This window comes from bacterium (assembly GCA_020444325.1).
Classification (GTDB): Bacteria; Bacteroidota; Ignavibacteria; order SZUA-365; family SZUA-365; genus BM516.
This window is the reverse complement of record JAHLLD010000003.1, coordinates 352,664-379,276: the sequence shown is the minus strand read 5'-3', so window position 1 is coordinate 379,276 and position 26,613 is coordinate 352,664. Positions and strand designations below refer to the sequence as shown.

At 55.6% G+C, this 26,613-nt stretch carries 25 protein-coding genes; 15 read left to right on the top strand and 10 right to left on the bottom strand.

What is annotated here, in order from left to right:
- The first annotated feature begins 216 nt into the window (after positions 1-216).
- From efp to radC, 8 genes are all read left to right on the top strand, one after another.
- Positions 217-777: an elongation factor P gene (efp, locus tag KQI65_06370; GenBank protein ID MCB2204358.1), complete on the top strand. Its 561-nt coding sequence runs from the start codon at positions 217-219 to the stop codon at positions 775-777.
- 33 nt (positions 778-810) lie between these two features.
- Positions 811-1,287 carry an acetyl-CoA carboxylase biotin carboxyl carrier protein gene (locus KQI65_06365; protein MCB2204357.1) on the top strand — a complete coding sequence of 159 codons (477 nt, stop codon included), beginning with the start codon at positions 811-813 and terminating at the stop codon, positions 1,285-1,287.
- 44 nt (positions 1,288-1,331) lie between these two features.
- The gene (gene accC, locus KQI65_06360; GenBank protein ID MCB2204356.1) at positions 1,332-2,666 is read left to right on the top strand and encodes an acetyl-CoA carboxylase biotin carboxylase subunit; all 1,335 of its coding nucleotides are present in this window, start codon (positions 1,332-1,334) and stop codon (positions 2,664-2,666) included.
- A 42-nt stretch (positions 2,667-2,708) separates the two neighbouring features.
- Positions 2,709-3,086, top strand: coding sequence for a glycine cleavage system protein GcvH (gene gcvH, locus KQI65_06355; GenBank protein ID MCB2204355.1), 378 nt, complete (start codon positions 2,709-2,711; stop codon positions 3,084-3,086).
- A gap of 80 nt (positions 3,087-3,166) precedes the next feature.
- Positions 3,167-4,708 carry a glutamine-hydrolyzing GMP synthase gene (gene guaA / locus KQI65_06350; protein MCB2204354.1) on the top strand — a complete coding sequence of 514 codons (1,542 nt, stop codon included), beginning with the start codon at positions 3,167-3,169 and terminating at the stop codon, positions 4,706-4,708.
- Positions 4,709-4,710: 2 nt separating this feature from the next.
- The gene (locus KQI65_06345; GenBank protein ID MCB2204353.1) at positions 4,711-5,595 is read left to right on the top strand and encodes a tetratricopeptide repeat protein; all 885 of its coding nucleotides are present in this window, start codon (positions 4,711-4,713) and stop codon (positions 5,593-5,595) included.
- Between the two features lie 31 nt (positions 5,596-5,626).
- Positions 5,627-7,279 carry an ABC transporter substrate-binding protein gene (locus KQI65_06340; protein MCB2204352.1) on the top strand — a complete coding sequence of 551 codons (1,653 nt, stop codon included), beginning with the start codon at positions 5,627-5,629 and terminating at the stop codon, positions 7,277-7,279.
- A gap of 38 nt (positions 7,280-7,317) precedes the next feature.
- Positions 7,318-8,040 (top strand): DNA repair protein RadC, encoded by a 723-nt coding sequence (radC, locus tag KQI65_06335; protein ID MCB2204351.1) that lies wholly within the window; start codon positions 7,318-7,320, stop codon positions 8,038-8,040.
- Here the strand turns inward: radC and KQI65_06330 are convergent.
- The 10 genes from KQI65_06330 to KQI65_06285 all read right to left on the bottom strand — a co-directional run bounded on the left by KQI65_06330 (position 8,034) and on the right by KQI65_06285 (position 17,376).
- Positions 8,034-9,323 carry a replication-associated recombination protein A gene (locus KQI65_06330; GenBank protein ID MCB2204350.1) on the bottom strand — a complete coding sequence of 430 codons (1,290 nt, stop codon included), beginning with the start codon at positions 9,321-9,323 and terminating at the stop codon, positions 8,034-8,036. The two genes, radC and KQI65_06330, sit on opposite strands and share 7 nt — an antisense overlap.
- 5 nt (positions 9,324-9,328) lie before the next feature.
- Positions 9,329-10,174: a hypothetical protein gene (locus tag KQI65_06325; GenBank protein ID MCB2204349.1), complete on the bottom strand. Its 846-nt coding sequence runs from the start codon at positions 10,172-10,174 to the stop codon at positions 9,329-9,331.
- Positions 10,175-10,191: 17 nt separating this feature from the next.
- Positions 10,192-10,833 carry a sigma-70 family RNA polymerase sigma factor gene (locus KQI65_06320; GenBank protein MCB2204348.1) on the bottom strand — a complete coding sequence of 214 codons (642 nt, stop codon included), beginning with the start codon at positions 10,831-10,833 and terminating at the stop codon, positions 10,192-10,194.
- A 31-nt stretch (positions 10,834-10,864) separates the two neighbouring features.
- On the bottom strand, positions 10,865-11,911 hold the full coding sequence (gene holA, locus KQI65_06315) for a DNA polymerase III subunit delta (GenBank protein ID MCB2204347.1): 1,047 nt from the start codon (positions 11,909-11,911) through the stop codon (positions 10,865-10,867).
- A 33-nt stretch (positions 11,912-11,944) separates the two neighbouring features.
- Positions 11,945-12,538, bottom strand: coding sequence for a peptidylprolyl isomerase (locus tag KQI65_06310; protein ID MCB2204346.1), 594 nt, complete (start codon positions 12,536-12,538; stop codon positions 11,945-11,947).
- A gap of 18 nt (positions 12,539-12,556) precedes the next feature.
- Positions 12,557-13,372, bottom strand: a complete 816-nt coding sequence (locus KQI65_06305) for an undecaprenyl-diphosphate phosphatase (GenBank protein ID MCB2204345.1) — start codon at positions 13,370-13,372, stop codon at positions 12,557-12,559.
- Positions 13,369-15,585, bottom strand: a complete 2,217-nt coding sequence (locus tag KQI65_06300) for a bi-domain-containing oxidoreductase (GenBank protein MCB2204344.1) — start codon at positions 15,583-15,585, stop codon at positions 13,369-13,371. Before KQI65_06300 ends, KQI65_06305 begins: the two co-directional genes overlap by 4 nt.
- Positions 15,586-15,672: 87 nt before the next feature.
- A complete protein-coding gene (locus tag KQI65_06295; protein MCB2204343.1) occupies positions 15,673-16,152 on the bottom strand; it encodes a hypothetical protein in 480 nt (159 codons plus the stop codon).
- An 8-nt stretch (positions 16,153-16,160) separates the two neighbouring features.
- On the bottom strand, positions 16,161-16,823 hold the full coding sequence (locus KQI65_06290) for a zf-HC2 domain-containing protein (GenBank protein ID MCB2204342.1): 663 nt from the start codon (positions 16,821-16,823) through the stop codon (positions 16,161-16,163).
- A gap of 4 nt (positions 16,824-16,827) precedes the next feature.
- Complete coding sequence (locus KQI65_06285; GenBank protein ID MCB2204341.1) at positions 16,828-17,376, bottom strand: sigma-70 family RNA polymerase sigma factor; 549 nt, start codon at positions 17,374-17,376, stop codon at positions 16,828-16,830.
- Between the two features lie 295 nt (positions 17,377-17,671).
- Here KQI65_06285 and metG point away from each other — a divergent pair, with 295 nt between their 5' ends.
- The 7 genes from metG (at position 17,672) to KQI65_06250 (ending at position 26,569) form a co-directional block, all read left to right on the top strand.
- Positions 17,672-19,711 carry a methionine--tRNA ligase gene (metG, locus tag KQI65_06280; GenBank protein ID MCB2204340.1) on the top strand — a complete coding sequence of 680 codons (2,040 nt, stop codon included), beginning with the start codon at positions 17,672-17,674 and terminating at the stop codon, positions 19,709-19,711.
- Between the two features lie 9 nt (positions 19,712-19,720).
- Positions 19,721-20,209 (top strand): hypothetical protein, encoded by a 489-nt coding sequence (locus tag KQI65_06275; protein ID MCB2204339.1) that lies wholly within the window; start codon positions 19,721-19,723, stop codon positions 20,207-20,209.
- Positions 20,210-20,302: 93 nt separating this feature from the next.
- Positions 20,303-22,822: an NTP transferase domain-containing protein gene (locus KQI65_06270; protein MCB2204338.1), complete on the top strand. Its 2,520-nt coding sequence runs from the start codon at positions 20,303-20,305 to the stop codon at positions 22,820-22,822.
- A 44-nt stretch (positions 22,823-22,866) separates the two neighbouring features.
- Positions 22,867-23,337, top strand: a complete 471-nt coding sequence (locus KQI65_06265) for a PTS sugar transporter subunit IIA (protein MCB2204337.1) — start codon at positions 22,867-22,869, stop codon at positions 23,335-23,337.
- Between the two features lie 89 nt (positions 23,338-23,426).
- Positions 23,427-24,707: a histidine--tRNA ligase gene (gene hisS, locus KQI65_06260; GenBank protein MCB2204336.1), complete on the top strand. Its 1,281-nt coding sequence runs from the start codon at positions 23,427-23,429 to the stop codon at positions 24,705-24,707.
- The gene (locus KQI65_06255; GenBank protein MCB2204335.1) at positions 24,707-25,120 is read left to right on the top strand and encodes a hypothetical protein; all 414 of its coding nucleotides are present in this window, start codon (positions 24,707-24,709) and stop codon (positions 25,118-25,120) included. The genes hisS and KQI65_06255 overlap by 1 nt, the downstream gene beginning before the upstream one ends.
- A 39-nt stretch (positions 25,121-25,159) precedes the next feature.
- Positions 25,160-26,569, top strand: coding sequence for an insulinase family protein (locus KQI65_06250; protein MCB2204334.1), 1,410 nt, complete (start codon positions 25,160-25,162; stop codon positions 26,567-26,569).
- The last annotated feature ends 44 nt before the right edge of the window (positions 26,570-26,613 follow it).

Here is a 26,613-nt window from a genome sequence, read left to right as displayed (position 1 = left end):
AAGATAGTGAAAAGGCCTGAGCAGAGAAATACATCCCTCGAGCGGGCCGGGAAACGCAAACCTGACAGTCCGGCAGGGGATATACTAAACAGAGCATTTACATGCGTTTTCAGTTCTTCTCTCCTGCGCATGACCTTGACTTTATTTCACACCCGCCCTAACTTTGATTTTACTTTGATTTCCACTCATCCACATCAGTATAAGTAAACGGAATTTATGGGTTCAACGACGGATTTTCGGAACGGATTGATCATCCGCTTCAACGGCGAATTGCATCAAATCGTTGAATGGCGCCATCACAAGCCTGGAAAGGGCGGCGCCATGGTACAGACCAAACTCAGAAACATGCGCACGGGCGCAAGCTTCGAACAGCGTTTTCGTCCCAGTGAGAACGTGGACGTCGTGCGCGTCGAACGCCGGAAGTTTCAATACCTCTACCCCGAGGGCGAATACCTCTGCTTCATGGATCAGGAAACCTATGACCAGATTCATGTTTCTGCAGAAAACTTCGGAGATTCCGTGCGTTTCCTCAAGGAAGGAGAAGTGTGCGAGATTCTGATGGATGGTGAAACCGCCATTTCCGGAGAACTCCCGATCACAGTGGAGCTCGAGGTGACGGAGACCGAACCCGGCGTGCGTGGCGACACCGCACAGGGTGGCAGCAAGAAAGCCATTGTGGAAACCGGTGCGACGGTGAACGTCCCACTCTTCATTGAAGAAGGTGAAGTGCTCAAGATCGATACACGATCCGGTGAGTATCTCGAGCGCGTCAAGTAATACGCTAATGATTCTATTATACACGGAGCCGAAATGGACGTACAGTTAATTCGGAAACTCGTAAAAATCGTGACAGACAGCCAGATAGCCGAGCTTGAAGTCGAAGAGGAAGGCATGCGTCTGCGCGTCACGCGTACGCATTACAGCGAAATGCCTGTCGCACAGATTGCCGCCGCCCCGGCAGCACCTGTGGCCGCACCTGTCCCCGCGGCAGCACCTGCACCGGCGACGGAAGCGGCTGCGGAGGCTGCTCCGGCTGCAGCGGAAAGCGGACACGAGGTGCGGAGTCCCATCGTTGGTACGTTCTACCGCGCACCGTCACCGGAAGACGCACCCTTCGTGGAAGTCGGCCAGAGCGTGACCAAGGGACAGTCGATCTGCATCATCGAAGCGATGAAAATCATGAACGAGATCGAAGCCGATGTCTCTGGCACCCTCAAGAAGATTCTCGTCGAGAACGGACAGCCGGTGGAATACGACCAGCCGCTTTTCGTCATTGATCCTTCTTAACACCGCTTCCCTCGAGGGACGCTAACCGAAATCGAGGTTCCCACGTGTTTTCGAAAATTCTGATCGCCAACAGAGGCGAAATAGCTCTCCGTATTATCCGCACCTGCAAAGTCATGGGTGTGCCCACCGTCGCGGTGTATTCCACGGCGGACGAGGATTCCCTGCACGTGCGTTTTGCGGACGAAGCCGTCTGTATCGGTCCCCCGGCGGGACGCGAAAGTTATCTCAACATTCCCCGCATCCTCGCTGCTGCGGAAATTACCGGTGCCGACGCCATTCATCCCGGGTACGGTTTCCTCGCTGAAAACGCCGAGTTTTCAGAAATATGCCAGGAGTCGGGGATCAAATTCATCGGTCCTTCGCCAGACATGATCAACCGCATGGGAAACAAATCCCTCGCCAAGGCCACGGTGCAGGAGGCCAACGTTCCGACGGTGCCCGGCAGTGACGGTGTGGTGAAAGACCTTGACGCGGCGCATGCCGTGCTCGAGGGAATGGACATGCCGGTCATCATCAAGGCATCGGCCGGAGGCGGAGGCAAAGGCATGCGCATCGTGCGTGATAAGGAGGAGTTCGACCGTCAGTTCCGTATGGCTAAGGCGGAAGCGGAATCTTCCTTCAACAACGGCGACCTGTACATCGAAAAATACATCGAGCGTCCCCGTCACGTCGAGGTGCAGATCCTCGGTGATCAGCACGGCAATGTCGTGCATCTCGGGGAACGTGACTGTTCGATTCAACGCAGGCATCAGAAACTGATCGAGGAATCACCGTCTCCCGCGGTAACGCCCGAGCTGCGTCAGCGCATGGGAGACGCCGCCGTTGCCGCCGCAAAGAGTATCAACTACGAAGGCGCCGGCACCATCGAGTTTCTGCTCGATGCCAGCGGCAGTTTCTATTTCATGGAAATGAATACACGTATTCAGGTCGAACACCCCGTAACCGAAGAGGTGACGGGCGTCGATCTTATTCGTGAACAGATACGGATCGCCGCCGGGGAAGCGCTGCCGGAGGAAGGCTACGCGCCACCGAAGGGACACTCGATTGAATGCCGTATCAATGCCGAGGACCCGGATCACGATTTTCGTCCCTCTCCGGGCCGCATCGTGACCTGGCATTCGCCGAGCGGACTCGGTGTGCGCGTTGAATCCCACGCGTACCAAGGGTATCGCATCCCACCGTATTACGACTCGATGATCGCAAAGCTCATCGTTTACGGCAGCAACCGGGAAGAGGCTATTGACCGCATGCGGCAGGCGCTCGAGGAGTTCATCATCGAAGGCGTGAGCTCCACCATTCCGTTTCACAAAAAAGTCATGCTGAACAGCAAATTCAGGGAAGGCGATTTCGATACGCATTTCCTCGAATCGTTCGAATAATTCAGACAAGCAATATCACCGGTTTTTTTCAAGGAGTGATCTATGAATTTCCCCGAAAATCTCAAGTACACCGATTCTCATGAGTGGGTAAAGGTCGAAGACGGCGTTGCCACCATCGGAATCACCGAGTATGCACAGGGTGAGCTCGGAGACGTGGTATTCGTCGATATTCCCGAAGCACGCGCTGTGACAGCAGGCGAAAGCTTCGGCAGCATCGAGGCAGTGAAGACTGTATCCGACCTGATCGCTCCCATCGCAGGTACGATTACCGAAATCAACAGTGAGCTCGAGGGAAGCCCGGAAATCGTCAACTCGGATCCCTACGGCAACGGCTGGATGGTGAAGATGAGCATCGACAATGAAGGTGATCTCGATGGACTGCTTGACGTTGAGAAGTACAAGGCACTGATCGGACAGTAGTCACACCCTCACAATTGTGCTGACCGGATGGAGGAAGCTTCCGTCCGGTCAGCGTTTTTTTCACCTCCCGCGGAAATGTCATGCATCACCCTGAATGGATCTGTATTCTGGATTTCGGGTCTCAGTATACCCAGCTCATCGCGCGCCGCATCCGGGAACTCGGTGTGTACTGTGAGATTCACCCCTTTCATCTCGCGATGGACGCCATCAAGGCAAACCGTCCCGTCGGGATCATTCTCAGTGGCGGACCCAACAGCGTGTACGAGGAGGGCGCGCCGCGCGTCTCCGAAGATATCTTCGAACTCGATATTCCCGTTCTTGGCATCTGCTACGGACTGCAGCTGATTGCGGTGCATCATGATGGTGCCGTTGATCCCGCGGCGCGGCGTGAATACGGAAAGGCGGAACTCAAGCTCGACAACCAGGACGACCTGTTCTCGGGCGTTGCAACCGACAGTGTGGTCTGGATGAGTCATGGCGATTCGCTCTCGAAGATTCCATCGGATTTCGAAGTGATCGCGCATACGGAGAACGCACCGATCTGTGCGATCCGCAACGCCGCAAAAAAACAATACGGTGTGCAGTTTCACCCCGAGGTGGTGCATTCGGCGGAAGGAAAAACAATCCTGAAAAACTTCGTCTATGGGATCGCCGGTGCGAAGGGTGGCTGGAACCCACGGTCCTTCATCGAACAGTCGATCGAAGACATCCGATCCACCGTCGGTGATCAGCGCGTCATCTGTGCGCTGAGTGGTGGTGTCGATTCCGCGGTTGCCGCCGTCCTGCTGCATGAAGCGATCGGCGATCAGCTGCAGTGCATCCACATCGACAACGGGGTGATGCGGAAGAACGAAAGCGCCCAGGTCGTTGAAACCTTCCGCGACGAATTCCACATTCCGTTGAAATTCGTGGATGCCACCGATCTCTTCCTCGATAAACTCGCCGGTGTTACCGATCCCGAACAGAAGCGCAAGATCATCGGCAACACCTTCATAGAAGTGTTCGAGAAAGAAGCCGCCGAGTTCCGCGATGCAGCCTTCCTCGCGCAGGGTACACTGTACCCGGATGTTATCGAATCCGTGAATTTCAAGGGTCCCTCAGCCACGATCAAGTCGCATCACAATGTCGGCGGACTCCCCGAGCGTATGAACTTCAAGCTCATCGAGCCTTTCCGCGAACTGTTCAAGGATGAAGTGCGCAGTGTCGGCAGAGAACTCGGCATTCCTGCACATATTCTCGAACGGCACCCGTTCCCCGGTCCCGGACTCGCAATCCGCGTCCTTGGCGCGATTGATCGCGAGCAGCTCGACCTGCTTCGCGAGGTGGATGAAATCTATCTCGAGGAAATCCGAAAGGCAGGGGAATATGATAATATCTGGCAGGCGTTTTCCGTGCTGCTGCCTGTCAAATCCGTTGGTGTCATGGGCGATGCGCGCACCTATGAATTCACGATCGCGCTGCGCGCGGTCACCAGTCTCGACGGCATGACCGCCGACTGGGCACGTGTTCCCTACAATGTGCTCGAGCGGATTTCCAACCGCGTCATCAACGAAGTACGCGGTGTCAACCGTGTTGTTTACGATATCAGCTCCAAGCCGCCAGCAACCATCGAGTGGGAATAAGCGTGAACGAACACCGTGTCAGTCAGCTTCTTGACGAAGCCCGGTACTATGAGGATCACGCCATGTGGCTGCATGCCGTGCAGGTGTATCAGCGCCTGATCGATACCTTTCCCGAACGTCTCGATCTTCGCATCAGGCTCGGGAACGTGTATCTCGAAATGGGGAATCTCCAGGCTGCGGAAGTGATCCTGCTGCAGGCACTGCGACACGACGCACACAATCCCGATATCCTTTACTCCCTCGGCATCGCCTGCTATCAGAGTGATGACCTCGATCGTGCGCTGTTTTACATGCAGCAGCTTGCGGGACAGAAATTGCCGAAGGTGCATTATTCGCTCGGACTCATATACTGGCGGCAGGGCGAACTGGCACACGCCGAACGGCACCTGCGGCTGAGCCTGGAGTTTCAACCTGACAATACCGGGACAGCCCTGGCACTCGGGGAAACACTGCTGCGTTCCGGAAAACCCCATGACGCCGTTACCGTGCTCGCAAATACTGCTGCCCGCGCACCACGCGATGTGCAGGTGCAGTTCGTGCTCGGACGCGCACGCATGGCCGCAGAGCAGTGGGAGGAAGCAGTTCTCGCGTTCCGCACACTGCTGCTCACCGATCGGGAACACAATGATGCACGCGTCGCCATGGCCGGTGCATACATGAAACTTCGTGATTTCGACAATGCCGAGCTCGTGCTCAAGGAAGCGCTGCTCCAGGATCAGGAATCCGTACCCGCCCTGCTTTCACTCGGCAAGCTCGCCCTGCTGAAATCCAACCGAAAACGCGCGGAAGAATATTTCCGCAACGTCCTCGACATCGATGCAGATAATGAAGATGCACTGGAACAGCTTCGATATTTTACACCGCAGGATAAACCTGTTTCCCCGTAGTCTTTTCCTCCTTGTCCTTGTTTTCCTTGCAATGCCTGCGCGCGCACAGGTGCCCATTCCATACGGGGAGGAAGAGGAGGCACGCTTCAGGCAGGCACTCGAGGAATTCACCGCGGAGCAGTATCCAGCGGCAGCCGAATCGTTCCGGAAACTCGCCAGGCAGCAGACACTGCATCAGCGTACCACCGCATCCTACATCATGGCAGCGCGTGCGTATCTGTTCGCCGGGAATCCAAAACCCGGTTTGCGTCTGCTCGAGGAGTTCAGAGACAGATATGCAGAAAGTGCATATGTCCCTGAGAGCTGGCTGATTTCCGGGGATGCCACGCGGTTGGCAGGGGGCAGTGCGCGCGCAGTAGAATGCTATCTGCGTGCATGGATCACCGGCTTTTCCGATACGTTGCTGCTGCGCCGGAAACTGGCTGAGATGCAGAAGCCCGTACTCTCTCCGTATGACACGCGCAAAACGGAAACCCTCCTCAAAAGTATTCCCTCAGGTGAGGAACTGGCCGCAGTACTTGGATTACGACCCGAGCTGACGCAGGTGCAGGCCGGACGGCAACGCGGGGGAGCTGTCGACCCGACACCAGATGGGCAGCCTCAGGGAAAGGAAAAGCGCGCAGCCAAAAAAGCGGTGGAGGAAGTCATCGTGGCCGTTGCAGTTCCGGGACGCGAGAAGGATGAGCGCAAACGCGCAATGGTGGAGCATCTCCTCCGTGGTATGCGTACGGCCTGCGATCTTTACGCTGAGGGGAAGCAGCCATCAGTGCGCATTCGCGTGCTGCATTCCGATGCCAGCGATACGCTTGCGACCAGCCTTGATGCATTGTTCCAGAATCCGCAGGTTGTAGCGCTGCTCGCCGGCGCCTTCAGCAGCGATGCAAAACGCGTCTGCGAGGTGGCAGCCGAGCGGGATGTGCCCGTTTTGCTGCCTACAGCGACATCGGACGGACTCACACGCATGGGGAGAAACATTTTTCAGCTCAATACACCGATGGAGGAGCGGGCGCGATTGCTCGCCGACTTCGCCTGTCTCGAGCTTGATGCCGCCGAAGCTGTCGTCCTTGCACCGGATGATTCATGGCCGCGGGAGATGGCGGAGGCCTTTTACGAACGGGGAATAAAACTGGGACTGCACATCGCTGACCCTGTGTATTACAGTCGGGCGGATAATGATCTCGAACAGACCTGCAAACGACTGGAACGCCCGACCGGGGCAAAAAAACGTATCCTCTTTGCACCTGTGCGCAGCAGGGATGATATTGTCAGAGTGCTGAAGGGAGTGCGGCACAGCGGTTGTGTACAGACCATCATCGGCGCGGGAAACTGGAACCATCCAGACCTGCTGCAGCGAGAAGCAGCCGGGCTCACCGTGTATTTCGAGGCCGATGTCGCGCCGGACAGCAACACCGTGGAGATGAGAAATCTGCGGAGAACGCTGCGAAGACGTCACCAGATGATGAGTCCGGAATTTCTCTTCGGCTACGATGCGATGCATCTCGTGCTCAACCTTTTGAAGGACGGTGCGACGGACCGGACGCAGATTATGCAGAAACTGCATAATATTCATCATGGCGTGCGTGCGCCGGTGAATTTTCTGCAGAGCCGGATCAATACGGCCATAAATATCCTGTGCTGTTCCAACGGACGCATACGACAGCTCGAAAGCTTTTTCGCGAAGTAACAATCTCGTTTCACATTCACGTCAAAGGGAGAGATGTGATGAAGAATGCAGCCGAACATGGCGACGGTCAAACGACCGTTTCCATGAAACAATGGCCTGAAACCGAACGTCCACGGGAAAAAATGCTGGCGCGGGGCGCTGAGGTCCTCAGCGACTCCGAAGTGCTGGCCATCATTCTCAATTCCGGCAGCGGGGGACGTTCCGCCCTTGACATCGCACGCGATCTTCTGCATCGGTATGAGAATCTGCGGCAGCTCGCACGACGCACCGTGCGTGAACTCTGTGGAGTACCGGGCATCGGTCATGCTCGAGCAGTAACACTGCATGCCGCGTTTGAACTCGGCAGACGCCACGCTGCCGTCCCGGATCAGCCCGACGGTGTCATCGGGAGTCCTGAAGACATCGCGTCGCTGTATATCCCGCGATTGAGGGATCTGCAGCGGGAACGCTTCATGGCGCTTTTGCTCGACAATGCGGGACATATCATCAAGGAATGCGTGATATCGGAAGGAACGGTCAACGCCAGCCTGGTACATCCCCGTGAAGTATTCCATGCCGCTGTCACCGAACTGGCGTCATCGGTTATTCTCCTGCACAATCATCCCAGCGGTGTGCGGGAAGCCAGCAGGGAGGATCATCTCGTTACGCGGCAGCTTGTCGAGGCCGGACAACTGATGGATATCCCGGTGCATGACCACATCATCATCTGCGGAAATAAATACGTCAGTTTTGCTGAAAACGGATGGCTGGAAGGTCAGTAGTTCCGTTTTTTCCAGAGCTGGCGCAGTCGTTCACGGATGCGCTGTTCGCGTCCCTCATCCGTCGGCTTGTAATACTGCTTCTGCTGGAGTTCTTCGGGAAGATAATTCTGTTCGACGAAATGGCCGGGGAAGTCATGCGCATAGCGGTAACCCTTGCCGTAGCCTTCGGACTTCATCAGCTTGGTCGGTGCATTGCGCAGATGCAGGGGCACGGGGTAGGGAGGGAAGTTGCGTACATCGCTCAGTGCGCCGTCTATTGCCAGGTACGCCGCGTTACTTTTCTGCGTGCTGGCGAGGTATGTAGCGGTCTGTGCGAGCACGATACGCGCTTCAGGCATGCCGATTGCGTGGACGGATTGATGACATGCAGTCGCCAGCAGCAGCGCGTTGGGATCTGCGTTGCCGATATCCTCGGAGGCGAGAATGATAAGGCGGCGCGCGATGAACAACGGGTCTTCTCCACCCTCGAGCATTCGTGCCATCCAGTACACCGCTGCATCCGGATCGCTGCCTCTGACGGACTTGATAAAAGCGGAAATGATGTTGTAGTGCTCTTCGCCGCCTTTATCGTACTTGGCAAATGCGCGCTGGAAGGCCTCCTCGAGAATTTCCTGTGTTATGGTGACCTTTCCGTCCTCCTCAGCCAGCAGGCAGCACATCTCGAGTCCGTTCAGCATGCTCCGGGCATCACCGCCGCTGTAGGCGATGAGCATATCCCTGTCATCAAACGCGACTTCGAGTTTCTTCAGATAATCATCTTCTTCCAGGGCCCTGTCGAGCAGCAGGGAGAGTTCCTCAATCGTCAGGGGATTGAGGACATACGTCCTCGCCCGCGAACGAAGGGGAGGAATGACCTCAAAGGAAGGATTCTCCGTCGTTGCTCCGATCAGCGTGATGTCTCCCTGCTCAACTGCCTGCAGGAGCGCATCTTGCTGGGCTTTGTTAAAGCGATGAATCTCATCAATGAAAAGGACGGTCTGCAGCATTTCCAGCTCGTAGCGCCGGCTGCGGGCCTGTTCGATGACCTTGCGAACATCCTTTACTCCCGAAGATACGGCGGAGAGCTGATCGAAATGTGCACGGATGTTATGCGAGAGAAGACGGGCGAGCGTGGTTTTTCCTGAACCTGGGGGACCCCAGAAAATCATGCTGAACAGTGTTCCACGGGAGATCATCTGGAAGATCGGTTTCCCCTTGCCGACGAGGTGGCGCTGACCCACATAGCCTGACAGCTCGCGGGGACGCATGCGCTCGGCGAGAGGTATTTCCGGGGGAGTGACCATGAAGATCAGCGAGGATCGTTCTGTGGGGAGGGCTTCGGCTGTTGTTCGGAGCGTTTGGGACTCCCGAGATTCTGCGACGGGCGCAACTTGCGCAGGGAATCGAGCTTGCGCAGGGAATCCTTCACCGCAGCACTGTCAACCGCCAGAGGCTGCAGCGACTGCTGCATGTCGAGAATTCCTCTCGTCATCGGGGCGTAATCATTGTCGCTGCGCACTTCTTCGGATTTCTCGGCGGGAGGATACCCTGCACGCCGCAACGAAGGTGCAGGCACGTTTTCTTTCTGAAGGCGGATTTTTGAATCAACATCCTTCCGCTCTACCTGCGCGGGTGCGGGAGAAGCGGGCAGGACGTCCTGCTCTGCTTCCTGTCTTGCCTTTTCTCGCCTCACTGCGTCGGCAGGTGCATCCACGGCGGCGCCGGTCTCCGAGCGTCCAGCAGCCGTTGCACTGCCTTGGTCTGTCTGTCTGGTGGAAGGTGCTGTCTCTTCAGCATCGTCGAGGCGCTGTTCATGCGGAAGTACCTGCTGCTGTTTAAGACCTTCCTCACGAAGTTCCTGCTGAACATCCGTCGTCTGAAACACGTAGACGGAAACGATGAGCACCACGGATGCTGCTGCAGCGCCATAGGCGTAAGCAGGAATGCGGAATCCACCGTCAGCACGGGATAAAAAAAGACGACGCCACCAGGGAAGTGCCTCGACTCGGGTTTCATCTTCGATACGACGGGCGAGATGCGCGGAAAAATCCATCGGCGCACTCACTCGTGGCATGGCACGAAGATCCTTCAGCAGTCGCTGCTGCTCCTCGGGCACATCTTCGTGCAGGTTCCGGGGATCTTGAGTTTCAGACATGGGAGTCGCTGGCGCAATTAGTCATAAATGTCTTTCAGTAATTCCTGCAGCTGCAGTCTGCCGCGGCTGATGCGTGATTTCACGGTTCCGATCGGCATGTCGATGATTTCTGCGATTTCCTCGTAGCTGAGTTCCTGGATATCGCGGAGAATGACGGCTTCGCGAAATACCTCGGGTAGTTTTGTGAGGGCTTCCTGTATGCGCTCGAAGACGATGCTGCTGTCAGCACTGCGATCGGGGAGCGGGTCGCCGTCGGAAATCGGGAGTGTGTACTCCTCATTTTCATCGCGCTTCTGTACCAGCCTTGTCGTATACTTTCGATGTCCGCGTCGTAGTTCACTTTTTGCGAGGTTACCGGCGATGGTGTAAATCCAGGTCGATACCTTCGCGATTGTTTTGTACAGGTGCTTTTTCTTGTACACGCGTACAAACGTGTCCTGCAGCACATCTGCGGCATCGTCCATGCTGCCGGTGAAACGAAAGATGAAATTCATCAGGGGATCCTGAAAACGCTCCACCAGGATATCGAATGCGGCATGAACATCGCGCTGAAACAAAAGCATCAGCTCTTCATCAGAGAGCGTCTCGAGGGTGGCACGGTCCAGTTTACCAGCCTCAATACGTTCTTCTACCCGCGTTTCAAGAGAATGTTCCTGCATTCCCGCCATAAAAATTGTTTTTCCTTTGGTGTCAATCCTGCGTCAATTCGCTGACAAGGCGAATGACAGCGACTGAAGGGTCTGTCGGAGCGGATTTCATTGCGAGGTCTGCTTCAAGAATATATTCAAAACAGCGCTCAAAATACGTCGAATCGGGAAAGTTTTTTGCGTATTTGCGCAGATTATCTACCTGCCAGGCCCAGATGAGCCCTGCAGACCGTGCGTCTTCGTCGGTCGCACGTCCCGTGATCCCCAGTGCTCGCACACGCCAGAGGGAGGTCATCTGCCGCGCGATCATGGTGACGATCATCAGCGGTTCCTCGCTTCCAAGAAGATGTGAGACGATTTCCTGCGCCTGTCGCGCATCACGTGCCATGATGGCGTTGGTCAGGGCGAAGATATTGTACTGACGCGAGGCGCCGAGATGTGTATACACATCGTCCGGTTCAATGTGATCCTTTTCCGGAAGCGCGGTGACGATCTTTTCGATTTCAGATGCCAGTTCACGACTGTTGTTTCCACGGAGCGCATGCATGATGGTGCAGGCTTCAGGACTGATGCGTTTGCCCTGGCGCTGCATTTCCTGGCTGATCCAATGCTGCGCTTCACGGTCTTTCAGCGCCTTGTATTCCACGACGGCGGCAAGGGGCGATTTCCCCCGCGAAAGCTGCTGCAGGGTGAAAAGGACGTCGGCTGCCGCGGATTTCTTTGCCGGCGCCTTTTTGCGACGAGAGGGTTTGAGTCCCCCTGCACAGAGTATGAGTACCGTGTCCGGGGATGGATGCTCGGCGTAGGAAGCCAGAACGGGTTTTTTCAGGAATGCATCCGCTTCGCGCACCAGTACAACACGTTTGTCCGACATGAACGGAAAGGCATTGGCGGCGACGGTAACGTCTTCCGCCTGATGATCCGTACCACGGAAGACGTCGTAATTGAACGAGGCATCCCCATCCCCGAGAGCGGCCTGCGCAATTTCTTTCGCGCGTTGCTCGACGAGGTAATCCTCCTCCCCGTAGAGGAGATATACGGGGAGGAAGGATCTGCTTTCGATTTGCTTTACTAATTCGTTGTCAGTCAAAACATTGCGGCGTTTACGTAAGGTGTATTCCGCTTACTTGATCGTGACTTTTTCCATGATGACGTCTTCTTTGGGACGGTTGGCGCCACCGAGTACAGGCACTTCCGCAATCTTATCGACCGTGTCCATTCCCTTGATCACGCGGCCAAAGATCGTATAGCTGGGCGGAAGATTGTAGTCCTGATGCATGATGAAGAACTGGCTGCTGTTCGTGTTGGGACCGCGATTCGCCATGGCGACGATTCCGCGCTTGTAGCCTGCTTCATAAAGTGGGGAGCTCTTGTCGATTTCGTCTTCGAACGTCTTGCCGTAGATGCTTTCGCCGCCACTGCCGGTTCCGGTGGGATCGCCGCCCTGGATGACAAAACCCTTGACGACGCGATGGAAGAGCACGCCGTTATAGTATCCGCGCTTTGCCAGTTCGACAAAGTTTTCCACGGTTTTCGGTGCTGCTTCACGGAAAAATTCTATTTCAATGGGACCATAGTTGGTTTCGATGACGGCGATTTCCTTATCCACGGAAGCATCCTCCTTTGCGTTAGTGTTGTCGCTCGCCTGTGCGCGGGCCGTGAACACGGCGGCAACGCTCAGGAGCAGGGTGAAGATGAGAAAACGAGTGCGATTCATGTGGTTTCTCCTGTATGGTTACAGCATGTTTGTTGCAAGCAGAATAAATATCAGTATGCCGAGTGCGATGCGATAGACGATGAACAGCATTGTGCTGTGTGATCGCAGATATCGCAGTAGGAATTCAATGGCAAGATAGCCTACGATGCCCGAGACCACAACCGCCACGAACAGCGCCACCCCGAGGTCGCCGGCAAGCTGGTCGCGCAGTTGATACAGTTCGAACAGTCCGCTCAGGGTGATGGCGGGAATACTGAGCAGAAAGGAAAATCGTGCTGCATCCTCACGCTTGAGGTGCAGGAAGAGTCCGGCCGTGATCGTGGTCCCGGATCGAGAGGATCCTGGAATGAGCGCAAGCGCCTGCGACAGCCCGATGATCTGCGTATCCCACCATTTCATCGAAGAAAGATCGCGATTGCGCTTTCCGCTCCGTTCGGCGATGGCAAGGATGACGGCAAGCGCGATGAGGCTGCCGGCGATGACATGGAGGGAGCGGAAATCCGTTTCAATGAAATCCTTGAACAGCAGGCCGAAGACGCCGATCGGAATGGTGCCGAACATGATCCACCACGCCATTTTGGAATCGGAGGTTTCAAAGGGACGCAGGTGGAGCAGTGAGCGCATGAACGCGCCGGCGAGTTTCGTGATATCGTGCCAGAAATAAATGAACACCGCGATCAATGTTCCGATCTGAGTCACGGCGGTAAAGGCTGCACCCGGATCATTCCAGCCCAGCAGGGCAGGGACGATGCGCAAATGCGCCGTGCTGCTGATAGGGAGGAACTCGGTCAGTCCCTGAACGATTCCCAGAACAATGGCTTGGAAAAGACTCATAGATCGCCGGCGTTCTCCCCGAGCGACCCGAGTTCGATCGTGCGCTTGCTGTTGAGCGCCTCAAGGACGCGGAATGTTGCACGCGTCGTAATCAGAAGGCTTTCCAGTGGAATGACGGGGTCGCTTTTCTTCCGAATCGCCTGCATGAAGGCGATGACCTCGTTGCGATGCCCTTTATCGCCGCTGCCTTTTTTCCGGTTCAGCTTTCCACCACGCGCGAGGGTGAGGGACTGAAAGTTGTCCATCACCGCGGTGCTGTTTCCCGCGGACATGGTGATGCGTTCCTTGGGAATCGAGCTGTCGCCGTTGGAGGCATATGTGATGATGCCTACCGAACCATCCGACATGCGCATCGTGATATTGACATTGTCGTAATTGGTGACTGCCTCGTTGTCGGAAGAGATGCATTCTGCGCTGATGCGCTGCGGATGCGCTCCGGTGAGGAATTGAATGGTATCGATGAAATGGCAGACCTCGCCGACAATTCTGCCGCCGCCGTCTTCCGGATGCTGAGTCCAGTGATCTTTCGGAAGGAAACCGGCATTGACGTAATAGTGCACAATCGAAGGTTCTTCCATCGTCGCGAAAAACGCCTGCATGTCTTTGACCAGAGGGGCGAAGCGGCGGTTGAACCCTACCATCAGCTGCAGTTTGCCGCGCATTTCGGGGTTATCGAGCAGGAGAGAGGCAATGGGAGAGAGCTCCTCTTCACTCATCGCGAGAGGCTTCTCGACGAAGACATGCTTCCCATGCCTGAGCGCTTCGAAGGTGTAAGGGGCATGTTGTCCGTGACGCGTCGCAACGAATACCGTGCCGATGGTCTTATCCTGCAATACGTCGTCAACATTTGTCGACGACTTCTTGAAGCCGAATTTGTTGCGCATGTCCGCCCCTGTCAGTCCGCTGCGGTTGCAGACCGTATCGAGCGTGACATCCTCCATTTCCTTGAGATGGGGGAGGAGGAAACCGGATGCGAAGCTGCCCGCACCGATGAAGCCCAGCGTGAGTGAACTGCGTTCCGGAGAAATGACAGGAGTGGATACCCTGTTTTCTGCATGCGAAATCTGCTTGAGTTCCTCCTCGTCGAGATCGTCATAGGAAATGACGATGCCCACATAGGGTTCCGTCTTTTCCCCGCCGATCATCTCATAGGCTTTCAGCGACTCATCCGCCGTAAAGCGATGCGTCGTGAGGATATCGGTGTTCACGCGGCCCTGTGCAAGCAGGGTGAGATAGGCGATCATATTGCGATTCTCGGTCCAGCGTACGAATCCGATGGGGTAGTCGAGCCCCTCCTCCTCGTAGTCGCTGTCGTAGCGTCCCGGACCGTAGCTGCGCGACATGCGGATGTCGATTTCCTTCATGTAAAACGGTCCGCGGGGAATGTTCATCGCGGCGGCACCGACCACGACAACGCGACCGCGTTCGCGTGTGATGCGACCCGCAAGTTCAATGGGGTCGTTACTGCTGGTTCCTGCCGTGATGATCACGGCATCGGCACCATGGCCGCCACTGACGGACTGCACGACGGATTCCACCGGGTCGTTTTTGCGCTCGAGGGCATAATCCGCGCCGGATTTGCGGGCAAGCGCAACAGCACCGGGATCGAGATCAACGCCGATAACCCTGCATCCGTTGGCTTTCAGAAACTGGACGGTGAACTGGCCGAGCAGGCCGAGTCCGATCACGACCACGGTTTCACCGAGACTGGGCGCCGTTTGCCTGACCCCCTGCAGAGCGATGGCTGCCACGGTGGTGTAGGCGGCAGACTCCATCGACACCCCGTCCGGTATTTTGGCGACCAGGTTACGGGGGACGGCGATAACATCGGCATGCAGGGCATAATCGGCACCGCCGCAGGCCACACGGTCACCGACCTCGATGTCTCGCACGCTGTCATCGACCGCGAGCACGACGCCTGCACTGCTGTAGCCGAGTCCTGCGAAGGAATCGAGCTTGCTCATAATGCGCTTGTACGTGCGCTGCAGGCCGTTTCGACGAACTTCCTCGACGACTTTCCGTACCTCATCGGGCTGGCTGCGTGCGCGCTGCACGAGCGAGGATTTACGCGAATCGACGGAAGTTTTTTCCGTGCCGGCGCTGATGACAGAGAAATAATTCTTGACGAGTATCATGCCGCGACCCGGCGAGGGAGGCGGCACATCGGCCACTTTCATGGCCCCTGATTTGATATGCTGTGCGATCTGTTTCATTGCCAAAACTTACGATTCTGGGGCTTTTTTTCCTATACGAAAACAGCCCCTCGAAGGGGCTGTCGTGAGAAATATAATCGAATTCGGCTAGCGTTTCGGGGGGTGTGGCCGCCGCGCCTTTCCCAGTATTCGCTTGATTTCCTTTGCGAAATGATGTTCGAAGAGAACGAGCCTGGCAATCTGTTCGGCACTGAGAAAATCAGTGAGTGAACGCAGATAGTCCTGTCGCCGTTTCACGAAACCCATGCCCAGTTCTTCGAGCTTTTCCACAGTCTTCATGATTTCGGCGTCAGACGCTTTGTCCTTCACCAGAGAGCGCAGTTCTTCAAGAACTTCGTCACGCTTTCCGCGTTCCTTTTCTTCCTGTTCACGAAATTTTTTCTCTCTGACCGTAAGACGCACAGCCTGTTCTTCGTTCAGATCGAGCGCTTCGATCATTTTCAACCGCCTCAGTTCTTCGAGACGGCCACGGGGACCCTCATCATCGTCCGGGGGACCGAATTGCGCTGCCGCCGGAAGGGTGCCGAGCAGGAGCAGGAGCAGTATGGTGATGCCAGTGTGTTTCATGATGACCTCTAACGAAGCTCAAAATCCTGAATTTCCAGCGCGGATGCAAGCAGTGCAGCGTCATCCTCGCTGATCGCTTCCAACACGACATCAGTGCTGAAATAATCGAGGGAGGCTTCCACGATATCACCGACCCCGAGACTTTCCGCAAGTGCAGCCTGCAACTCGGATGTGACATCGTCGTTTTCAATGAAAACGGGCTCTTCCGTTGAAGTGATTGCGGTCAGACCTGGCTCCATGCCTTCGATCACGGTGGGCTGGTTCAGAATCAGGGCGCTCACGCCGTCATCGGCAATGTCGCTGATCTCACCCGGGGAAAGTGTCAGTGCGTACTCGCCCGTATTGTCGTCCTGTTTCGACGACGGGTTGAACATCCACACCGTCAGGACGAGGAGGACGAGAGCGGCGGCGGGGACGAGCGTGAGTATCGGTGTCAGGCTGCGTTTTCGTTGCGCTTTCTGATCGATTTTCTCATTGAGTTCGACCGAGAAACGCGCCCAGTCGACATTCTCCGGCTGCTCACGCAATTCCTGTAGTGCATGCTGCATGAAGGGACGCAGGCGCTCGAGTTCTTCGGCGCATGCCGAACACTGAGCGCAGTGCTTCTGCAGTTCGCTTGACTGCGCTGGCGAAAGTTTCCCGTCGAGATAATCCGGGATATTCTCGCGCATGGAATTACATGTGTGCTTTGACATAGCGTTCAATTTTCCTGACTGCGTGATGGTAATTCGCTTTCAGGCCTCCTGCCGTGGTTTTTAAAATCGTTGAAATCTCTTCGTATGGTAATTCTTCAAAATACCGGAGCACGAACACTGCGCGCTGTTTATCGGGAAGCGTGGCAATGGCGGCCTCGATAAGCCTGCGCATTTCCTGGCGTTCAAGATTGTCCTCCGTCGTCGCGGATTCGTCCTCTATCATCTCTTCATGTGAGGTGAGAGAAAGCACATGACGCAGTTTGCTCTTTCGCACGTGATTGAGACTGAGGTTGACCGCAATGCGATACAGCCAGGTGTATATCTGCGCGTCCCCTCGGAAGGCGTCGAGCTTCTCATACGCCTTGATGAAAACATCCTGCGTCAGATCGAGTGCTTCATCGTGATCACGAATCATGCGCCGGATGACCCAGTACACGCGTTCTTCGTAGGTTCGCACGATCTGGTTGAAAGCGCTGCGGTCACCCGCACGGCATGATGCGACGATATCTGCTTCGCTTCGTTGCGGCATTGCTTTCGAAAATGTACGAAATCCACCGCGATCAGTCGCTATGGCTTCAGCGTGGGTACTCAACGGTAGCGGCTTTCTGGTTTCATGATTCATGTCTTGCTGCGTAAGGGATCAGGGATGCAGTGTGAAACTGTCCTGCTACGCATACAGGGATTGGACAGCGAGGGAAGGTGGCAGGTTTAATCCCTATCCCATGGCGTCCGTATTGTTCATACACAGTGAATTTCCTATAATGCTTTTCCCGCTGCCGTAAGGCAGCACAGTCAGACATCATCAATTGCAGCTTCACACGCACATGGAACCCAACCGCATTCTCGTCACATCTGCTCTTCCTTACGCCAATGGCGCAATTCATTTCGGTCACCTTGCCGGTGCATATCTGCCGGCGGACATGTATGTGCGTTACCAGCGCCTGCGTGAAAAGGATGTGCTGTTTATCTGCGGTTCCGATGAGCATGGCGTCAGCATTCTCATTTCGTCGAAAAAAGAAGGCGTCGAACCCCAGGCCATCATCGATCGCTATCATGAACTGAACAAACGAGCGTTCGAACGTGTCGGTATGAGTTTCGACAACTATTCCCGTACTTCGCTCCCTGTGCATCACGAAACCGCGCAGGACTGGTTTCTCGACTTCAAGAAGAAGGGCATCCTCACGGAAAGCACCGAACAGCAGCTGTTCGATCCCGAAGTGAAAATGTTTCTGCCCGACCGCTTCGTAATCGGCACCTGTCCCCATTGCCAGTACGAGCGCGCCTACGGCGATCAATGTGAAAACTGCAGCAAGTACTATGACCAGACGGAACTGATCAATCCGAAAAGCCTGCTCAGCGATGCCGAACCCATTGTGCGCGAGGCGCGGCACTGGCATTTTCCGCTGGGTGCGTTCCAGGAGAAACTGGAAGCCTATGTGGAATCCCATGCAGGGGACTGGAAAGACAATGTGTTGCAGCAGGTGCGATCCTGGCTGAAGGCGGGACTCAGCGACCGGCCCATTTCCAGGGATCTGACCTGGGGCGTGCAGGTGCCGGAAGAGGAGGAGGGAAAGGTTCTGTACGTCTGGTTCGAGGCCGTTCTCGGGTACATTTCCTCGACAAAGGAATGGGCGCGCGCACAGGGCGACCCAACGCTGTGGGAGAAGTACTGGAAAAGCGACGATACGCGCTATATCGCCTTCATCGGGAAGGATAATATCGTGTTTCATTGCCTGATGTTTCCCGCGATGCTCATGGCCCGTGGTGATTTCGTGCTCCCGGACAATGTCCCCGCCAACGAATTCCTCAACCTGGAAGGGAAGAAATTCTCAAAGAGCCAGAACTGGTCTATCGAACTCAACGAGTTTCTCGATACATATCCGGCCGATCCTTTGCGGTATACACTGGCAATGAATATGCCGGAGTCGAGGGACAGTGACTTCTACTGGAAGGATTTTCAGGCGCGCAACAACAACGAACTCGCAGATATTCTCGGGAATTTCGTCAATCGTACGGCGCATTTCGTTGAGAAGCATTTCGAGAGCAAAATTCCCGAGGCAAGCGCACTTGACGATGCTGATCGCACATTCCTGGCGGAATTCGAACGCAGCGCGTCGACGATTGCGGATTTCTATGAGCGTTTTCGTTTCCGTGATGCGGTCGTGGCGACAATGAACCTCGCAAGGGCGGCCAACAAGTATTTCAATGATCGTGAGCCGTGGAAGTCGATCAAGACGGACAGGGAGGTGTGCGCGACGACACTCAATTGCAGTCTGCAGGCGGTCTACGCTCTCAGTGTGTTCATCGAGCCCATTCTGCCGTTCACGGCGGAAAAACTTCGTAAATACCTCAATATCAGTGATGAGAAGCTGCTGAGGTGGTCCGCACCCGGAAAGGCACTGCTTGAAGCGGGGCATCAGCTTGGCGAGAAAGTATTGTTGTTCGAGAAAATCGACGATGACACCATCGAAGCAGAGATGGCCAAGCTCGGCGATCTGCAGGAAGCGGGGCAGGAGAAGGAGTATCCACCACTCAAGCCGCAGATCACCATCGATGATTTCATGAAGGTGGATTTGCGCACCGGTACCATTATCGAAGCCGAGAGCGTGCCGAAATCGAAGAAACTCATCAAGCTGCAGGTGGATATCGGTTCCGAAAAACGGCAGATCGTCGCCGGGATTGCCACACAGTACAATCCGGCCGATCTGGTCGGAAAGCACATTATCATGGTGGCCAATCTCAAACCCGCGAAGCTGTTCGGCATTGAGTCGCAGGGCATGCTCCTTGCCGGTTCTTCTGAGGAAGAGGGGCCCGTGCTGCTCACACCGATGACAGATCTATCCGACGGCGCTGTGGTGAAATAAGGACAGATGATGCGACGATACGCCACATATTACCTCTCCGTCGTGTTTCTGTTTGTCGCTGCTGCCTGCGATCACGGGCTCTCGCCCGACGACGCTGAAGTGGACCCCGGTTTCTCGGGAACCCTTCGCATCAGCGGTCCCTGGGCTCCCGTCGACAGTGTGAAAGATTTCCGTGTGGTCGCGTTCCGCAACTATCCGCCGAAAGACATCCTCTCTGAAGTCGTCCTGGGCAGCGCCGTGTTTTCGGATGAGCTGCCTTATGGCGATGCGGAGATTCAGTACGCCGTGCAGGATCCCGCACTCGACGGCGCCTTTGCGTATATCGTCGTCGCACAGAATTATGGAGACGATCCGTTCCAGGACTGGCGTGCCGTCGGTGTTTACACGCTGACAGGAGACGTCAGTAAACCATCTCCCGTAGACCTCGGCAGCGGCTCCTTTGTCGAGGGTATCGACATCACCGTTGATTTTTACAACCTCCCCCCGCAACCCTTCTAATAGAGATTTAACCTCTGTGTTTGTTGCAACCTGCATGCCATTTTCTTAGGTTGATGTCCTGAAACTTTTCCTCAATCAGCCTCCCACGACCCTATGAAAGCAGTCATTATGGCAGGCGGTTTCGGAACGCGTCTGCGTCCCCTGACCTGCAATATCCCCAAGCCCATGGTGCCGATGGTCAATCGTCCCATGATGCAGCATATCGTCGATCTGCTCAAGCAGCATGGTTTTCATGACATTATTTCGCTCCTCTACTATCATCCCGAAGCCATTCGGAATCACTTCGGCGATGGCAGTGAGTTCGGGATTTCCATGCAGTACATGCAGGCGGAAGCGGATTTCGGTACCGCCGGGAGCGTGCGCAACGCATACGAGAAGATCGGCGATGACCGCATCCTCATTATCAGTGGGGATGTACTCACGGATTTCGATCTGACCGATGCCATTCGCTTTCATGAGGAGAAGGGGGCGGACGCGACGCTGGTCCTGACCCGCGTTCCGAATCCCCTGCAGTTCGGCGTGGTGATCGTCGACGACGACGGCAACATCACGCGTTTTCTCGAAAAGCCGAGCTGGGGCGAGGTATTCAGCGATACCATCAACACCGGCATCTACATCATCGAAAACGAAATCCTCCAGATGATTCCGTACAAGGAGGATTTCGATTTCAGCAAGGATCTTTTCCCCATGATGATGCAGGAAGGAAAGAAGCTCTGCGGCTATATCGCGGAAGGGTACTGGCGTGATGTCGGGAATCTCGGTGAATACCACGAAGCAAGTATGGATTGCCTCGGCCGGCAGGTTCACGTCGTCTTCGATGGCACGGAAGATGGCAACCTCATACTCGGCGAGGAGAGCATCGTTCCTGCCCGACGTGAGGATTGGGGCGGGACGGTCGTTGTCGGGAAAAATTCACGTATTGCTGATTCGGCAAAAATCATCAATTCCGTCATCGGCGACAATGTGACCATCCACGATGGCGCACAGGTGCTGAATTCGGTGATCTGGGACGGCTGCACACTCGAAGAGCAGGTGCACATCTCGAATTCCGTGGTCGGTTTCGAGAGCATTCTCCATGCAGGTGCCACTGTTGCCGACAATGTGTTCATCAGTGACCGATGCAACATTGGGCAATCGGCCTCGCTGCTTTCCAATATCAAGCTCTGGCCGGAGAAGGTGGTGCAGGACGGTGCCGTCCTGTCGAAAAGCCTGGTCTGGGAGGATAAATGGCTGCGCGAGTTATTTGCGGATGCGCGTATCAGCGGAACGGCCAATATTGAGATCAACCCGGAGTTCGGTGCCAAGCTTGGTACCTCACTCGGCGCCATGCTCGGACAGGGAAGCCAGGTGCTTTCGAGCAGGGATCCGGACAACGCTTCCCGCATGATCAAACGCGCGATTGCAGCGGGACTCATGTCGGCGGGTGTCAATGTGCATGACATGCAGTCGACGTCCATTCCTCTCGTCCGTCAGATTCTGCGCAGCGGGAAATATGCCGCCGGTTTCCATGTCAGGAAATCGCCGCTTGACAAGAAGGCGATGGATATCATTTTCTTCGACGCCGACGGCCAGGATCTTCCCACGAAACGGACGAAATCCATCGAGCGGCAGTTCTTCTCCGAAGATTTCCGCCGCGCCAACTATGACAGCATCGGTTCGATGTATTTCCCGGAACGCACGACGGAAGCCTACCGCGAGCGTTTTCTTTCCACCGTCGATCATGAGCTGATTTCCACGAAAAGCTTCAACGTGGTGGTCGATTACAGCTACGGGATCGCATCCTCGATCTTTCCGAATATTCTCGGGAAAATGGGAGCGCAGGTTGTCTCGCTCAATGCGTATATCGATCGCACGAGGCTGACGAGGGACAAGGAGGAATTCCAGTTCGCCTGTCAGCATGTTTCGAGCATCGTACGCAGCCTTTCGTCCAACATAGGGATCCTGCTCGACGCCGGTGCGGAAAAAGTGTTCATCGCCGACGAACAGGGGAATTTCATCCCTGAGGAGCGTGTCCCCGCCGTCGTAAGCAAGATGTATCTCGAGGCCCGGAAGCGCATGGGTGAACCCATCAGCAAAATGGCCTGTCCCATTTCAGCCTCCTCTGAAATGGACCACGTTGCGCGCGAATACGGTGTGGAACTCCTGCGCACGCAGAATACGCATGGAGGAATGATGCAGGCCGTCCTTGCCGATGACAGCATTGAATACGTTGTAGGCACGCGCGGCGGATTTATTTTCCCCGCCTTCCTTTTTGCCACCGACGCAATGTACAGTGTCGCGAAAATCCTCGAAATGATGGCGGTGACGGGGTGGAAACTCGGTGAGGTCGACGCCCAGCTGCCACGCCTGCACCGTCTGCAGAAAGACATCCCCTGTCCCTGGCAGGCAAAAGGCCGCGTCATGCGCCTCGCCATGAACGAAAGCGAAGGGAAGCAGCGTCAGCTTGTCGACGGCATCAAGATCATTTTCAGCGAGAACAGCTGGGTACTGCTTCTGCCCAGCAAAGAACATGAATTGTTCACCGTAATGGTGGAAGCGGAGACCCCGGATGGCGCCATGCAGCTGCTTGCTGAATACGAGCAAAAAGTTGTTCAATGGCGTGACAATGCGTAACTTTAGCGGACGTATAACGAAGGCTGTCCATAGCAAACGCGATAATGAAAATTACAAGCATTCTTACAGAAGACCTGATCAAGGTCAATATTCCAGGCGGAACGAAAGACGATGTCATCAACGCCATCATTGATCTCGCTGCCAGCTCGCAGAAGATCAAGGATGTTGAGAAAGTTCGCCAGGCCATTTTTGAACGTGAAAAAATCATGTCCACCGGTGTCGGCAAAGGCTTTGCCATACCGCATGGAAAAACCGACGCCGTCACTGATATCGTGGCCGCGTTCGGCGTGACAGAACAACCCATCGACTACCAGTCTCTCGATCATGAGCCCGTGCGTCTGCTCTTTCTCCTCATCGGGAAAGACAGCCTCGTTGGAGCGCATATCAAGCTGCTCAGCCGAATCTCGCGACTGATGAACAAGGAAGACCTGCGCAGCAGGCTTCTGCAGGCGGGCAGCTCGGCCGAGATTCTTCAGATCCTCAAGGAAGAGGAGATGAATTATCTGGATGTCTGACAGGGACATTTCACGCATTGATCATTGTGGAAAAAGGCATGCCGCGGCGTGCCTTTTCCATGCATGCACCAGAATGACAGGGGAAAGCCATGGCATTTAAATCGGTCAAAGGCACGAAAGATCTGCTGCCCGGCGACACCGCCGCATGGCTGCATGTCGAAGCGGTCATCCGCGACGTCATGCAGCAGTACCGCTACGGAGAAATCCGCACGCCCATGTTCGAAGACACTTCCGTCTTTGCCCGCGGTATCGGTGAGGAAACCGACATCGTCGGCAAGGAGATGTATACCTTCGAGGACAAGGGAGGCAGCAGCCTCACACTGCGCCCGGAGATGACGGCGCCGGTGATCCGCGCATTCATTCAACACAGCATGGGCGAGCAGACATCGCTCAATAAGCTGTACTATATCGGACCGATGTTCCGGCAGGAACGTCCCCAGGCGGGAAGATTCCGTCAGTTTCATCAGTTCGGCTTTGAAAGCATCGGACAGCAGTCCCCGATCTGCGACGCTGAAATCATCATGATGGCGGCAGAGATTTATCGCCGCCTGGGCGTGCATTTCACTCTCAAAATCAACTCGGTCGGCGATCCGTCCTGCCGCCCGCAGTACCGGGAAGCGCTGCAGGCATTTCTTCACGGCGTGCACGACAAACTCTCTCCCGAGAGTCAGCGCCGCGCAGAAACAAATCCCATGCGCGTTCTCGATTCGAAAGACGAGCGTGACCGGGAGTTGACCGCGGATGCACCTGTCATTCTCGACTACCTGTCCGACAGCTGCCGCACGCATTTCGAGGAAACTCTTGCACTGCTCGATGGCATGGGCATCCCGTATGAGGTGGATCCGCGACTCGTGCGTGGACTCGACTATTACACCATGACCGCCTTTGAATTCGTCAGCACGGATCTCGGTTCGCAGGATGCGCTGGGAGGAGGCGGACGATACGACGGACTGGTCACGCAGCTCGGGGGCAAGGAGACACCTGCCGTCGGCTTCGCGGCCGGCATGGAGCGTCTGCTCATGGTGCTGGAGAAAAACGGCTACGACTTTCCCGAAAGCGTCCCTCTGGTGTATCTCGTCGGAATGGACGACAACAGTCGGGCCTGGGCCTTTCAGACCGCCGTGCAGCTGCGTGGCAAGGGCATTCCGGCAGAGCTCGATTACGCTGCACGCAGCGTGAAAGCGCAGATGCGTGAGGCCAATCGTCTCAACAGCCGTTACGTCGTGCTCGTTGGAGAAGAGGAAATGGCTGCTTCCACCGCACAGGTGAAAGACATGGCGGAGGGAACGCAGGAGGGCGTTGAGTTTGAAAAACTGACAGATTACTTTATGCAGATTCTGCATAATTCAGACAAGCAGGAGAACAGCTGATGTTTCCCAGAATCGATAAAGGCCCCATCGAGTATTCACTCGAAATCTACCGGGCCTATAACACGGAACAGCAGCGTGACTGTATTCGCTTCCACTTCCGCACCGCTGAAGAATTCAGCCACTTTCAGTACCATATCGCCATTGAAGAAACGGCGGGCGATGGGAAACTGGCTTTCGCACTGAAAGGACTCAAAGCAAAGGGACTCCTTCCCGGCGTCGGTGTCGCCGAAGGGATTGTCGATCTTTTCGACCTTGAAGGACGCTATGATGTCGAAATCGTCAAACCCGGTGAGATCGCGAACAGCTTTCAATTTTCCGCTGGCGAAGAGACGCTCGAGCTGCTCAGTGATATTGCAGACAAGGAACGTTTCCTCGAGCTGAGCGTAAGGGATGCACCCCTGGCAGCGGAATAATCTCCCAACCCTCACATTCGCAAGACACACGTGAAATTCATGCATACTCAAGCCGTACCGTATTCCTTCATTCTCTTCCTGACGCTCTCGCTCTTCCCACCATCGCAGCTACACGCGCAGGGAAGCGCGCAGGGGGAATGGTCACCGGATGTGATAACGGATACGCTGCGAAACGGACTGCGCATTTACTTTACGCACGTCAACGACATTCCGCTGGCGGAAGTCAGTATTCTTGTCGACGCAGGGACGTCGCGGGAAAAGGAACATGAACACGGACTCTCGCATCTCGTCGCCAACCAGCTCCTGAAAGGAAGCTCCGACAGGGATGCCGGGATGATTTCACGGCGGCTCGATGAACTCGGGAGCGTGATTCTCCCGTACGCACACTATGACTTCGCACAGCTCTACGGCAAAACGCTTGCCAGGAACTTCCGCAGTACGCTTGAAATTATGGCTGATGCTTTCGTGAGCCCGCGATTCCCTTCGATGGAGTTGAAGAAATACCAGGAGGCCGCTCCCACGGCAATCCCAAAGCTGCCGTCATCGACGGCGGAAAAAGCCTCGGTGCGGGAAGTACAGCTGCTGTGTGGCAGCATGCATCCTCTCACGCGTCCCCTGATGCCTGATCCAGCCGACCTCGAAAAGTTCGGACGCGACGACCTCGCCCGCTTTCATGACCTGTATTACACACCGGAACGCAGTGCCATCATCATCAGCGGGGATCTCGATTACCGGTTTGTCCGTACGTTGCTGCTGGAGGTCTTCGGACGTTGGCAGCGGGGAAACGCTCCGGCTCCGCTGGCACCCGAGTATCCCTCTATCGATGACAGGGTGGTCGTGCTGAACGATACCGCGGCGAAGAGCGGACTCGCATTTGTCCGCATGGGCGTGCGCACACCTCCGCGCGATGCTGTCGATCTGCCGGCGCTGCTGGTGCTGAACAGCATACTCGGTGACATGGATACCTCACGTATCGGGACCGCTCTCTGGGGACACCATGTCATTACACCGAATTTTACCACGGCACTCGGGTTTTCGCGCGACTGCGGATACCTGATGATGACCGCTTCTGTTTCGAACGGACTCGTGGACAGCGTGCTTGTCATTACACAGCAGGAGGTCGCGAAGCTCCTCGCAGACGGCGTTTCCGACGCAGAGCTGCGCAGAGCGAAATCCGCCCTGCTTCGTGATGCGGATCTGACATTCTCATCGAATCGGGCACTGCTGAAACTGCTGAAAGAAGCATTCGTTTACGCGCTTCCACTTGATGAAGCACTGTTTCTCCATACCCATATCGCGGCGGTGACACGTGCACAGGTCCAGCACACTGCAGAGGCGCTTTTCGATGATGGTCTGACAACTGTTGTCCTCGGTGACGGTCCGGTGCTGCAGCAGAAAATCCAGTCTGCCGGAAGGGAAGTACTGCTCGAAGACGTCAATCAGAATTAATTTCAGCCGCAGGACGGTTTTCGCGGCGGCAGTGTGTGATCGGG